The sequence below is a fragment of the Exiguobacterium sp. genome (assembly GCF_020832205.1).
Taxonomy (GTDB): Bacteria; Bacillota; Bacilli; order Exiguobacteriales; family Exiguobacteriaceae; genus Exiguobacterium.
In genome coordinates this window covers 25,303-37,583 of record NZ_JAFIFD010000033.1, presented here as the reverse complement: position 1 = coordinate 37,583, position 12,281 = coordinate 25,303, and the positions used below count along the sequence as shown (strand labels likewise).

13 protein-coding genes are annotated in these 12,281 nt (G+C 53.3%); 1 reads left to right on the top strand and 12 read right to left on the bottom strand.

What is annotated here, in order from left to right; translation table 11 throughout:
- Positions 1-5 precede the first annotated feature (5 nt).
- The 6 genes from aroE to JJU47_RS07605 all read right to left on the bottom strand — a co-directional run bounded on the left by aroE (position 6) and on the right by JJU47_RS07605 (position 4,248).
- Complete coding sequence (gene aroE, locus JJU47_RS07630) at positions 6-791, bottom strand: shikimate dehydrogenase (RefSeq protein WP_228617843.1); 786 nt, start codon at positions 789-791, stop codon at positions 6-8.
- Positions 788-1,900 carry a ribosome biogenesis GTPase YqeH gene (gene yqeH, locus JJU47_RS07625; protein WP_228618238.1) on the bottom strand — a complete coding sequence of 371 codons (1,113 nt, stop codon included), beginning with the start codon at positions 1,898-1,900 and terminating at the stop codon, positions 788-790. The genes aroE and yqeH overlap by 4 nt, the downstream gene beginning before the upstream one ends.
- A 134-nt stretch (positions 1,901-2,034) precedes the next feature.
- The gene (locus JJU47_RS07620) at positions 2,035-2,661 is read right to left on the bottom strand and encodes a YqeG family HAD IIIA-type phosphatase (RefSeq protein ID WP_024371850.1); all 627 of its coding nucleotides are present in this window, start codon (positions 2,659-2,661) and stop codon (positions 2,035-2,037) included.
- Between the two features lie 127 nt (positions 2,662-2,788).
- A complete protein-coding gene (locus JJU47_RS07615) occupies positions 2,789-3,571 on the bottom strand; it encodes a phosphatidylserine decarboxylase (protein ID WP_228617841.1) in 783 nt (260 codons plus the stop codon).
- Complete coding sequence (locus tag JJU47_RS07610) at positions 3,568-3,987, bottom strand: thioredoxin family protein (protein WP_228617838.1); 420 nt, start codon at positions 3,985-3,987, stop codon at positions 3,568-3,570. The genes JJU47_RS07615 and JJU47_RS07610 overlap by 4 nt, the downstream gene beginning before the upstream one ends.
- Positions 3,988-4,053: 66 nt before the next feature.
- Positions 4,054-4,248, bottom strand: a complete 195-nt coding sequence (locus JJU47_RS07605) for a YjzD family protein (protein WP_228617836.1) — start codon at positions 4,246-4,248, stop codon at positions 4,054-4,056.
- Positions 4,249-4,411: 163 nt separating this feature from the next.
- On the opposite strand from JJU47_RS07605, the gene JJU47_RS07600 reads away from it, so the two are divergent.
- On the top strand, positions 4,412-5,224 hold the full coding sequence (locus JJU47_RS07600) for a Cof-type HAD-IIB family hydrolase (protein WP_228617834.1): 813 nt from the start codon (positions 4,412-4,414) through the stop codon (positions 5,222-5,224).
- A gap of 35 nt (positions 5,225-5,259) precedes the next feature.
- Here JJU47_RS07600 and JJU47_RS07595 read toward each other — a convergent pair whose 3' ends face one another.
- From JJU47_RS07595 to JJU47_RS07570, 6 genes are all read right to left on the bottom strand, one after another.
- Positions 5,260-6,108 carry a YitT family protein gene (locus JJU47_RS07595; RefSeq protein ID WP_228617832.1) on the bottom strand — a complete coding sequence of 283 codons (849 nt, stop codon included), beginning with the start codon at positions 6,106-6,108 and terminating at the stop codon, positions 5,260-5,262.
- A 146-nt stretch (positions 6,109-6,254) separates the two neighbouring features.
- A complete protein-coding gene (locus JJU47_RS07590) occupies positions 6,255-8,552 on the bottom strand; it encodes a glycoside hydrolase family 65 protein (RefSeq protein ID WP_228617830.1) in 2,298 nt (765 codons plus the stop codon).
- Positions 8,553-8,769: 217 nt separating this feature from the next.
- Positions 8,770-9,177: a YflT domain-containing protein gene (locus JJU47_RS07585; protein WP_228617827.1), complete on the bottom strand. Its 408-nt coding sequence runs from the start codon at positions 9,175-9,177 to the stop codon at positions 8,770-8,772.
- Positions 9,174-9,986: a YsnF/AvaK domain-containing protein gene (locus JJU47_RS07580; protein WP_228617825.1), complete on the bottom strand. Its 813-nt coding sequence runs from the start codon at positions 9,984-9,986 to the stop codon at positions 9,174-9,176. The genes JJU47_RS07585 and JJU47_RS07580 overlap by 4 nt, the downstream gene beginning before the upstream one ends.
- An 81-nt stretch (positions 9,987-10,067) precedes the next feature.
- Positions 10,068-11,012 (bottom strand): YsnF/AvaK domain-containing protein, encoded by a 945-nt coding sequence (locus JJU47_RS07575; protein WP_228617823.1) that lies wholly within the window; start codon positions 11,010-11,012, stop codon positions 10,068-10,070.
- Between the two features lie 224 nt (positions 11,013-11,236).
- Entirely contained in the window at positions 11,237-12,280 is a 1,044-nt protein-coding gene (locus JJU47_RS07570; RefSeq protein WP_228617820.1) for a LacI family DNA-binding transcriptional regulator, read from the bottom strand.
- Between the last annotated feature and the right edge of the window lies 1 nt (position 12,281).

Sequence of the window (12,281 nt, the reverse complement as noted above, 5' to 3'; positions counted from 1 at the left end):
TATTTCTATTCCTCCAATAAGCTCTCAATTAACTTCATTCCAACAAGTTGATCCGGTTTCACACCTGTAAAACGTTCAAACGCCAAGGCGCCTTGTCCGACGAACATGGCGATTCCGTTGACGGTTTTTCCACCGCGCTCAGCGGCTTCGCTTAAAAATGGTGTGACGAGTGGACGATATATGATATCACAAACGACGGTGTTTTGTCGTAATCGATTTAATGATAATGGGGATGACACCCCGTCCATCCCGACCGATGTCGTCTGGATGATGACGTCATAGCGTGAGACGTCGACGTCGGAAAGAGCTTTCGCTTCAACGTCGAAACGTTGTGCGAGACGCTCCGCCCGCGCGATCGTCCGGTTCGTGACCGTTACGTTTCGTGTCGGCAGCGCACTGATGATGCCACGCGCCGCGCCGCCTGCTCCGACGACGAGCACATGTCCAGACCAGTCTGTCTCTAGAGAAAGTGCGGTGACGAGACCCGCGCCATCCGTATTCGTCCCGATCATCTTGCCGTCTCGTCTATAAACCGTGTTGACGGCACCTGCTTCACGTGCCGGGTCGTCGAGTTCGTCTAAAAATGGGATGACCGCTTCTTTATACGGGATTGTCACGTTGAACCCGTCCCATACACCGTCCCGCATCGATTGAAACAGCGGTCCGATCTCGTCTTCTAGGACGTCTAGCGCCTCATAGCGCCCGAAAAGCCCAGACGCCCTCAGCCACTGCTCGTGCAGGACGGGAGAGAGCGAATGAGCAATCGGGTGACCGATGACGGCCAGTCTCATACGAGCGCCTCACGCAACGTGACGGCAACTCCTTTTGGGGCCCAAGCGGCGATCCGGCCGCCCTTGCCGTGAATAGCGACCCAACCGAGTCCGCTGAAGACGATGTCCGTCTTGACGCCGTCACGGAGACTGAACTCGTGACGAACGAGCGGCGGCAATTTTTCGAGCGTCTTCTCGTTCGGCGGGTTGAGCATCTTGCCGATATGGTTCTCGTACAACTCGTCCGCTTTGTCGAGTTTCGTACGGTGTGTCTTCAATTCGTTCGACATGTACACGACGAACGATCGTTTGTTGCCTTCCATGTAGTCGAGACGGGCGAGTCCGCCGAAGAAGAGCGTCTGCTGCGGGTTCAATTGGAACACGTGCGGCTTGATCTCTTTTTTCGGGGTGATCGTCTTCAAGTCTTTCGCATCGACGTAATGGGCCATCTGGTGGCGGTTGATGATCCCCGGCGTATCGTACAGGTTCGCATCATCATCGAGCGGGACGTCAATCAAATCGAGCGTCGTTCCCGGGAAATGGCTGACTGTGATGATCGCCTCATCTTCTTCGCCGAAGCGCTTGATGATTTGGTTGATGAGCGTCGACTTTCCGACGTTCGTGCAACCGACGACGTAAACGTCTTTGCCTTTACGGTAATACTCGATCTTCTCGGCGAGTTCATCGATGCCGTGCCCTTTTTTGGCACTGATCAAATGAACGTCGACCGGGTTCAAGCCGAGTTCTTTCGCCTCGCTCTTCATCCAGTTGGCCATCCGGTTCGGGTTGACCGATTTCGGCAACAAGTCGACTTTGTTCCCGACCAAGAGGACCGGGTTCGATCCGACCGACCGTTGAAGTCCCGGGAGCCAGCTCCCGTTGAAGTCGAAAATGTCGACGATTTTGATGACGAGCGCCTCGCGCGAGCCAATCCCGTTCAAGATGCGCAAGAAGTCGTCATCCGTCAGTTCGACGTCTTGAATTTGGTTGTAATGTTTCAATTTGAAGCATCGTTGGCAAATGACGATCTCGCGATCGAGTGCCGATTTTGGGGCATATCCGACACCAGCCGGGTCTTCCGTTTGAATGAGAACGCCGCAACCGGCGCAATAACGTTTTGTTTCTTCCATAGCGTTGTCTGCTGTCATTTAAGTTTCCTCTTCTTCACTCTTCGTAGCGCCTCGCCGCTACTCCTGAAGCGTTAATTCCGACGCCTTGCGCGCCGTACAAGGACAGCCTCCTTCTTCCTGTGCGTTCGAGGTCCTTATTCATCTTTTTTATGTGAATCTTCGGAACGCGAGTGCATCGCTTCCCCGATCTTCTCAGCGACAGCCACTTTGGCGCGCTTCGCATCGACGGCGATTTCCTCGACTTTCTTCGTGATCAATACGTACTTCCCGCGGCGTTTCATATGCGCGAACACGACTTTCTCGAGCATACGGTTGAACTTCGTGACGAGACCGTCCGTCTTGACGACAGGTTCGACGTGGATGACGTGGATGCCGGCCATGTTGGCCCCAAGCACGTCCGTGAACAGTTGGTCCCCTAGGAAGATCGCTTCTTTCGTCGAGTAGCCATATTTGGCGAGCGCTTGCTTGAAGCCCGACGGCAATGGTTTTTTCGCGCGTGACACGTAGTGAAGACCGAGCGGTTCCGTGAACGTACGTACGCGGTTCTCGTTATTATTCGACACGACGATGACATCGAGTCCGTGTGATTTCACTTTTTCTAACCACAGCAAAAGAAGCTCCGGTGCGTGCGGGACGTCCCAGGCCACGAGTGTATTATCAAGGTCCGTCAAGATGACGCGGACACCACGGTCTTTCAATTCTTCAAGGTCGATGTCAAATACTGACGCGACGAACTGTTTCGGATAAAGTCGATTAAACACGTTTGAATTCCTCCAATTATCTAAAGCGATTCAACTACTTATACAAGTATTGATATCCCTTCTATGGTAAACGAAAACCGACCAAACGACTAGTGTATCGTTTGGCCGGAATGAAAAAGTTTGTGAATTAGCCGTTTTGAATCGTTCCGATGGCTTCACCGAGCCGGACTGGACCGATTTTTGACGAGTCGATGGCGACGCGTCCTTTCTCGAAACAAAGGACGACCGTCGAGCCGAACGAGAAGTACCCGACTTCCTCACCTTTCGCCACTTCAGAACCGTCATGCGTCCACTCGATCGTGTTGACGTTCAAGGCGCCGACCATGACGTGCTCATACACTCCGGCTGCACTGTCAAAGCGCGTGACCCGGCGATAGTTGCGCGAGAGCGGACGTACCGTCTCCGTCAAGCCGATCTCGTTGACCGGTGCCGAGCGGTCGCCGAGTTCATAATGGCTGAGCACACGTCCAGCGAGCGGCACGTGGACGCGGTGATAGTCACGCGGGCTCAAGTAGAGCACACATACCGTACCGCCTGCGTAGCGACGCGCCTCTTGCTGAGAGCCAAGCAACTCAGCGAGCGTATACGACTGGCCCTTCACCTCGAAGCGGCTATCGTCCGTGATGTCCGTGACGATCGACAGCTTCCCGTCGCACGGGGAAACGATACGGTCGGCACGTTCATCGATGGGACGGACACCGTCTTTCAAATGACGCGTGAAGAAGGCGTGCAAACTCGGATACGTCGCGATCGGGTCTTTCGCTTCCTCGAGATTGATCGCGTACAGTTTCGCGAACGATGGGACGAGCGGACGGCTCATCGGTGACTCAGCGAACGACCGGAGCCGTTTGGCGATGAACGGCGAGGCGTTCAGTTCAAACAACGTCTGGTAGAAACGACTTTTGATCACTGTTCGCCCTCCTCATTTTTGAAGAACGTCTCGTATTGTTGCTCAGAGACGGCCCCTTCGATGCGTCCTGTCTCTTGCCCGTCCTCGAATCGAATGACGGTCGGCGTACCGTTGATGCCGTATGCCGTCCAGACGTTATGGTCGGCCAAGTTGATCGAGACGGCATCGTACTCTTCGACGAGCGGCTCGACGTATGGTTTCACTTGCTCACAATATTCACAACCGGTCTGCCAGAAGTAAACGACGACTTCTTCTTCTTCCGAAATCTTCGTCTCCAGCTCTTCTGCCGATACGGCGTTGACGCCTTCTTCTTCATTCGCATTGTTCAAAAAGAACAACAGCCCGATCCCGATAACGATGATGGCACCGATGATGGCGAACGTGATAAAATTCGCGCGTTTTGCATCATTTTTCATAGTTGATTCCTCCTTCAGATATAAAAAGAACTGACTCAGATGTGAGTCAGTTTGATTGTGAACGTCTTACTTCTCTTGAGCGACGTCGCTGATCCCCATATCACGGTTAAGCGTATCCAAGAGCACGATAAAGATTGTGATGACCACGCCAAAACCTGTCGCGAGCATCGCATTGAATGGCACGCCATCGACAGCAGAAATGATAAAGATCGCTGTGTTCGAAAGCAAGATTGCCCAGAACAATGTGACTAAATAACGCATCGAAAGTCCCCTCCATCTCACAGATGATTCATGAAAAATCCATACGACCTTAGTATAGCACTGTTACCGTAGAATGTGCGACCTCGATTGTATATTCTTTCCGTTGAAACCGGAAATATGATACCGTCAGAGAAACAGCACATCGAAGAAAAGAGGATGACTTATGTCACGTTATTTAATCGCAGTTGATTTAGACGGTACGTTGTTACGAGACGACAAGACGATCAGCGACCGGAACATCCGCGCGCTACAGGCAGCACGGGAAGCGGGTCATGAAGTCATGATCGCGACGGGACGTCCCCATCGCCACTCGATCATGTATTACGAACAGCTCGGCTTGACGACGCCTTTGATCAACTTCAACGGAGCGCTCGTCCACCATCCAAAAGATACATCTTACGCCGTGACGCACCGGCCGATCCCGCTCAAGACGGCGCACGACATCATCGAAGAAGTGTCGGAGACGAAAGCGCATAACATCGTCGTCGAAGTGACCGACCACGTCTATTTCCATAAAGACCCGCAAGAGTTTTACAGCCCTTATGCCGAACGGGCACTCAGCGTCACTTCCGGCGACTTGCTCAAACATTTACAGGATGAGCCGACATCGCTCCTCATCCATGCGACGAAAGAGCACGTCGACCACGTCCGTTCGCGCTTGAACAAAGTTCACGCCGAGGCCGTGTTGAACCGTCAATGGCGGATGCCGGAGCACATGATTGAAGTCATGAGCCAAAACACATCGAAAGCACTCGGCCTTCGCGAAGTGTCCAAACTCTTGAACATCAACCGGAAGAACATTATCGCCTTCGGTGACGAGGAGAACGACCTCGAGATGCTCGACTACGTCGGCACCGGTGTCGCGATGGGCAACGCCATCAGCCAGTTGAAAGCTGTCGCGAACGAAGTGACCGCCTCGAACATGGACGACGGGATCGCCATCTACCTTGAAGAAAAACTTGGCATTAAAGCATAAACAAACCCCCGCTGAACGCTCAGCGGGGGTTTTATTTAGCGCCGAAACGCGCCTTCGACATCTTCAGTTGGAACATTGTTTATAAAGACGGCCGGGTCGGCATCTTTACAAATCCGTGTGATTTCACGCACCTCGTGGCGTTGGGCGACCATCATGAGCGTCGCTTTCTCGACTTTTGAGTATGTGCCGATCGCCGGCATGAGCGTGATGCCGCGGAAGACGTGCTGATGCAACTCTTTCGTCACTTCGTCCGGGTGGCTCGTGACGATGAAGAGCGTCTGCCGCTGCGTGTTCGTGTAAATCTCATCGATGACTTTCGACGTCACATACAAGAAGACGATCGTATACAGCGCCGTCTGCCATCCGAACAATGCGCCGGCCCATAGCGCGATCATCATGTTCATCAAGAACAAGTAGACGCCGACCGAGTTGTTCGTGAACTTCGCCAAAATGAGGGCGACGATATCAAATCCGCCCGTCGAGGCCCCGAAGCGAATCGTGATCCCTGATCCGATGGCGAGCAATACCCCGCCGAACACGGCGTTCAAGAGCGGATCGTCCGAGAGGAGCTGCGATTGCGGAAGCACGCGAATGAACACGGTGACCGCGGCGACGCTGATCAACGTATGGATCATCATGTTACGCCCGAGCATGAAATAACTGACGACGAGGAGCGGCGCGTTCAAGATGAAGAACCACAGCCCTTCCCCGAGTTCGAACGGCGTATCCGCAAACAACTGAGTGAAGATTTGGGCAAGCCCCGTGAAGCCGGTCGAATAGACCCCGGCTGGAATTAAAAATAATGTCATGGATAACGCGACGAACAGTCCCCCGATAATCGAGACGACGCCAATACGCGCATGTTCTTTTACGACTTCCGTCAAGTGATGGTCTCTCCCCCCTGAAATTTCTAAGAATCAAGATAACATAGTTTTCTGGCGGTGCCTATCATTAAAATAAGCCAATCTGCAAACACCGCCGAATAAAAAACAAGCCGGCCGGAGCCGACTTGTTGCGAACACACATTTGATTACGCTTTCACCGTTTCAACAGTCACCGCTTCGTTCGCCGGTACCGTGACGACATTTCCGTAGACGCGGATGTCGACGGCCGACCCGCCGTTCTGCTTGATCGTCACATGGTCACGTGTCGACGAGATCGTCAAATGATGGCCGCGCCAGAGCATGTTGAACGAGTAGCCGTTCCAGTCTTTCGGGATCATCGGGCTGAACGTGAGCTCGTTTTCGAGCGCGCGCATTCCGGCGAAGCCATGGACGATTGACATCCACGAACCGACCATCGACGTGATGTGTAACCCGTCTTCTGTGTCGTTGTTGTAGTTGTCGAGGTCCAGTCGGGCTGAACGTTGGTAAAGTTCGACCGCCTTGTCCTCATAACCGACTTCTGCCGCGATGATCGAGTAGACACAAGGCGAGAGGCTCGATTCGTGCACCGTGCGCGGTTCGTAGAAGTCGAAGTTCGCCTGCTTCTGTTCGAGCGTGAAGCGGTCGCTGAACGTGTAGAGACCTTGAAGCACGTCCGCCTGCTTGATAAAGTTTGAACGCAGGATGCGGTCCCACGACCAATTTTGGTTGAGCGGCAAGTGTTTCGGATCAAGGTCTTTCACTAAGATCTGCTCTTTGTCCATGAAGCCGTCCTGTTGCATGAACACGTCAGGAACGAGATCGTCTTTTGGATAGTACATCTTCGTTTGGATGTCGTTCCACTTCGCGATCTCTTCATCCGAGAGACCAAGCGTCGCCACGAGTTCGTCAAGACGAGCCGGCTCCGCTTCTTTCAAGTAGTTGTATACTTCTTGCGTGTATTCGAGCGTCCACGCGGCGATCAAGTTCGTGTACCAGTTGTTGTTGACGTTGTTGTCGTATTCGTTCGGACCTGTGACGCCTAGGATCATATACACGTCTTTGTGCGGCACAAAGTTGACGCGACTCGCCCAGTAACGCGAGATCTCGACCAATACTTCAAGCCCGTATTTTCCTAAGTAAGACTTGTCGCCGGTGAAGTTCGTATAGTTGAAGATGGCATGGGCGATCGCACCGTTCCGGTGAATCTCTTCGTGCGTGATTTCCCACTCGTTGTGACACTCTTCCCCGTTCATCGTCACCATCGGGTAGAGGGCACCTTCCATCCCGACGTTTTTGACCGAGTTCTCTTTCGCTTGCGGCAATTGGTTGTGGCGGTATTTCAATAAGTTCCACGACACTTCCGGTTTAGCTGTCGCCAAATAGAAGTGGAGGCAATACGCTTCCGTGTCCCAATACGTCGCACCGCCATATTTTTCACCGGTGAACCCTTTCGGTCCGATGTTGAGGCGTGAGTCTTCACCCGTATACGTTTGGTACATGTTGAAAATGTTGAAGCGGATCCCTTGCTGCGCTTCCGCGTCGCCGTCGATGCGGACGTCAGCATCTTCCCAACGAGCGAGCCATGCTTCGGTCTGCTCGGCGAGGAGTGTCTCGAATCCTTTTTCAAACGCCGTCTCGACACGTTGCATCCCTGCCGATTGGAGTCCGTCGATCTCGTAGTCACGGTTCGTGACGACCGAGACGTACTTGTACGCCGTTGCCGTTTCACCGGCCGGCGCCGTCACCGTGAACTTGTTGGCAACAAACAAATCGGTCGCTTCGAGCACTTCACAACGCGCCCCTTCAACGTCCGCGATCATCGAAGCCGTCACGTGCCAATCGAGCTTTTTCGTCTTCGTCGTGACAAATCCAAAACGCTCCTCAACACCGTGTTCTACCGGCAACCAGAACTTCTCGTCGTAGTTCGAATCCTCGTTGACGACGTCCCCGTCCAAGTATGGCGTGAACTCGATTTTCGCCTCGTAGTTGACCGGCGTGACGTTATAACGGATCGCTAAAATTTCTTTATCGACGATCGAGAAGAAACGGACGACTTCTACTTTCGTCTCTTCCGTCCCGTTCAACAAGGTGAACGTCCGCGTAAGGACGCCGCGCTGCATATCGAGCTCGCGCGTGAAGTCTTTCACGTCCCATTTCGCCAAGTCGACCGCTGTCCCGTTAATGGCAACACGAAGTCCGATGACGTTTGTCGCGTTCAACACTTTTGCGAAGTATTCCGGATAGCCGTTCTTCCACCAACCGACACGCGTTTTGTCCGGGTAATAGACGCCTGCGACGTAAAACCCTTGGTGCGTGTCATTCGAGTAATCTTCCTCGAAGTTCCCGCGCATCCCCATGTGCCCGTTACCGAGCGAGGTGATCGATTCGGCGAGACGGTTCTCTTTCGGGTGAAGCCCTTCTTCCGTTACTTTCCATTCATCGACTGCAAACAATCGTTTCATCTGTCTGCCACTCCTTTTTCTCTACAAGGCTACTCCTCGATAGACAACGGAATTATGCAACCGTTTGTCTATGAAAGCGCTGTATTTCAATCTCACCTCTCATTTTACACGACTGAACGGAGAATGCAATCGTTTGCATAGAACTTTTTCTTTCTTTTTTTCGTCACAGTTTACGGCAGACAAAAACGGCTCCGAGTTTCCCCGAAGCCGCTTCAAATTAAACGTCGCGATCGCGACCGAACGCCGCGTTGCCTTCATGCCCTTCGAACGCCGGGTTGTCCCCATCGTTGAAGCCGGTATCCGGTTCGTCGAGGATGAGTGCATATCCGCCGCTCATGATGTCTCCGTACGCCTTGTTCACGTCATTGTCAGCGAGTCCGAGGTCAAGGAGCGCCCGTTTCACTTCTTGCTCTCCTTCAGCGACGCCAGCAAACTTTTGCAGCCATGAAGCTGACGCCTCTTCCACTTTCGCGTCGGTGTTTCGTTTCACGAGGGATACGTTATCTTCGTCTCGCACGACGACGAACAAGTCTTTCTCGTCATAGCCATCATGGTTCAACTGGTCAATCTTCGAGACGAGGGCCGCCTCGTCTTGGTACGTGTCAACAAATCGTCTTCTGCTCATGATGTTTCATCCTTTCGTTCTGGAAGTGGTGAATCGATGTCGATGCGGGCTTCGCCTTCCTCCCGGACCTCGATCTCTTCTTTGCGCAACGTCTCCGTGACCGTTTCGACGTCTTCTCGCACGTGCTTATGCACGATAATCTCTTCGACGACGACAGGTCGCTTGACGATGAACGCTCGCTCCTCGATGACTTGAATCCGAAGATGATCCCCTTCGTCAATCGTCCGGATGCCCGGACGGTCAAAATCATAGTCTTCAAGCTCTTCTAGCGATCCGTCCTTGCGCTCTACGTGTAACTGTTCCCTCCGAATCGGGATTTCAATCTCTTGATCGGTCTCGGTGACACGTTTGTTCACGACGAGCTCACCGGTTTGGACCGCTCGCTTCTTCACATCGAGTCGCTCCTCGTGCAAGGCGAGCGTTTGTTCTTCGGCGTCTGTCACTTGATTTCGGCTGGTCGCGCTTTCCGCTTCGAGCCGTTCGCCTTGTTCCGCGTCGACATAGAGAAACAACTTCCCTTGCTCGATCGCCTGAGCGAACGTCTCTTGTCTTTCAGGCGTCAAGCGCATACTGCCGAGCCATCGCTCGATCGGTCGCTCACTCGACGTGACGAGTGAAGCGATCGCCTGCGGGTCATCGGCGACGAGAACGTATAAATTGGATTGCCGTTTCACGGCCTCCCCCGTCTCTTTTCGTTTGACGAGCACGAACATGTCACCTTCGTCATAGCCTTCTCGTTTCAAGTCGACCGTCCGTGTGAGCAACGCTGTCGCATCATCGAACAGTTCGGAAATGATCGCTTGTCTCATGTCTCATTCCTCCTATGCGTATCGATAGAAAAAAGGATGGCCCCTCAGAGAGAGCCATCCTTCTTCAGGTACTTGGTCAAATTAGATGCGGTCGCGGTCGTCACGGCGTGTGTGATTGCCGTCGCGTTTACGGAGGTCATCCTCACCCTCGATATGGGCTTCTTCTTTCCGGACTGTCTCACGTACTGTTTCAGTATCCTTCACTTTTTCCTTACCGACGACAATCTCTTCAGCGACGACATCTTTCTTCGTCACGTCCACGCGTTCTTCCGTCACCGGTACACGAATCTCATCGCGGTCCGTTGTCGCATCGAACGAGTGGTCTGTCGCGGCGCGGTCTCCATCGACCGGACGTCGTTCCACGTATACTTCGTCACGTTCGACTTCGACGTCGACGCGCTCTTCACGTTCGACAACATCTTTCTCGACGCGAACTTCACCAGTTTGGACGCGTTCTTTGTTCACTTGCAGACGCTCTTCATGCAACTGCAACTTCTGCTCGTCCGTCAAGTCCGTGCGGTTACGGATATCCTCGTCCATGTCGTGGTGACGCGTCGAATCATGATGCGACCCCGTCGCGTCAAGACCTGTACCGGCTGCTCCGACACCTGTACCTAGCGGGTCACGAGCCGTCATGTTGCCAGCCTCGTTTCCTTCTGAGCCGTAGCCTGCTGACGTACGTCCGTTATCAAGGACACCGCCGTCCGTATCGAGCAAGAGGACGAAACCGCCGTTTTCGATATCTGAGTGGTGGCGTGCCGTCTCTTCTTCTGAGAACCCGAGCTTGTCGAACGTATGTCGGACTTCGTCCGCCCCGTCTGCGACTCCGAAGAAGCGATCGAGCCACGATGCTTTCGTTTCTTTTACTTCTGCGCCCGTCTCGCCGCGAACCATCGAAAGGTTCGATTTATCTTTCACAACGACGTACAAGTCTTCTTCACGATGACCTTGAGCACGGAGCTCATCAATTTTTGACACGAGTTCTGACTCCTGGTAGTAAGTTCCTACGTAACGTTTGTTATCCATGATTGTATCTCCCTTTCAAATTCTATATTTTTTTGGTTATTGGCTGGGCTGATTCGTTATGATCTGCCATCCGGCCGGTAGTGGTAATGTTCCCTCGCACCCTGTTTTCAACCTATCCTTTCACATTTGTAACCTGTTTGTAACATCAGGACTTTCGGTGGATTGCAACGTCTTCTATTATATGCATGAAAAAACCTCTCATCCGAAGACGAGAGGTTTACAAATTACTCAGCCGGCTGACCGGCATTTTTTTGTCCGCACGACTGTCTGACGACGAGATAGTGCGGCACGATGACGCGTTTTCCATACGGCGGCGCACTGTCTCCGATCTGTTCGATCAAGCAGTTCGTCGCTTCGAAGCCGAGGCCGAAAATGTTGATTTCGACCGATGTGAGCGGCGGGTTCGAATGTTCGGCGATGTAAACGTTGTTGAAGCTGACGACGGCGACGTCTTCAGGAATTTTCAGCCCCATCTCGCTGAGCGTACTGATGACGCCGAGCGCCATCATGTCATCACTGACGACGACAGCAGTCGGCGGCTCTTCGATGTGCAGCAACTCACGGACGGCCTTCGCGCCGCCTTTTGTCATAAACTCAGCGCGGGCGATATAGTCTTCACGCACCGGGATACCGGCTTCCATGAGCGCGGTCGCGTAGCCGTTCCGGCGGTCCTGGGTGACGGCAAGTTTATCCGATCCGCCGATGAACGCGATCCGGCGATGGCCGAGATTGTACAAATGTTTCGTCACTTCCCGGCCAGCCAAGTAATTGTCCGTATCGACGTACGTGATCGATGAAGCATCCCCGAACGGCTTTCCGACCACGACGAACGGGAATTTCGTTTGACGCAAATACTGAACGACTTTGTCGTCTTCGCGGGAATAGAGAACGATGACGCCGTCGACCCGACGACCTTGCACCATCTCGATCACACCCGACAACACTTCTTCTTCGGTGACGCCGGTCGTCATATAGAGTGAATACCCGTTTTGATGCGCTTTCGTGCTGATCCCCCGGAGCACTTCCGGGAAGAACGGGTTTTGCAGCGTTTTCGTCGCCGCGCTCGGCATGACGAGACCAATCGACTGCGTCGAGCGGTTGGCAAGACTTCTCGCGTGAATGTTCGGATGATACCCGAGTTCCTCCATCGAACTGCGCACGCGCTCTTTCGTTTTTTGACTGATCCGTGGACTGTTCGCGATGACGCGAGACACCGTCGACGGAGCGACGTTGGCGTGTTTCGCGACGTCTTTAATCGTGATTTGCATG

Coding starts and splice junctions, on each gene's coding strand:
- aroE (WP_228617843.1), bottom strand. CDS start 791: ATGAGACTGGCCGTCATCGGTCACCCGATTGCTCATTCGCTCTCTCCC.
- yqeH (WP_228618238.1), bottom strand. CDS start 1,900: ATGGAAGAAACAAAACGTTATTGCGCCGGTTGCGGCGTTCTCATTCAA.
- JJU47_RS07610 (WP_228617838.1), bottom strand. CDS start 3,987: ATGAAAAATGATGCAAAACGCGCGAATTTTATCACGTTCGCCATCATC.
- JJU47_RS07605 (WP_228617836.1), bottom strand. CDS start 4,248: ATGCGTTATTTAGTCACATTGTTCTGGGCAATCTTGCTTTCGAACACA.
- JJU47_RS07600 (WP_228617834.1), top strand. CDS start 4,412: ATGTCACGTTATTTAATCGCAGTTGATTTAGACGGTACGTTGTTACGA.
- JJU47_RS07590 (WP_228617830.1), bottom strand. CDS start 8,552: ATGAAACGATTGTTTGCAGTCGATGAATGGAAAGTAACGGAAGAAGGG.
- JJU47_RS07585 (WP_228617827.1), bottom strand. CDS start 9,177: ATGAGCAGAAGACGATTTGTTGACACGTACCAAGACGAGGCGGCCCTC.
- JJU47_RS07580 (WP_228617825.1), bottom strand. CDS start 9,986: ATGAGACAAGCGATCATTTCCGAACTGTTCGATGATGCGACAGCGTTG.
- JJU47_RS07575 (WP_228617823.1), bottom strand. CDS start 11,012: ATGGATAACAAACGTTACGTAGGAACTTACTACCAGGAGTCAGAACTC.
- JJU47_RS07570 (WP_228617820.1), bottom strand. CDS start 12,280: ATGCAAATCACGATTAAAGACGTCGCGAAACACGCCAACGTCGCTCCG.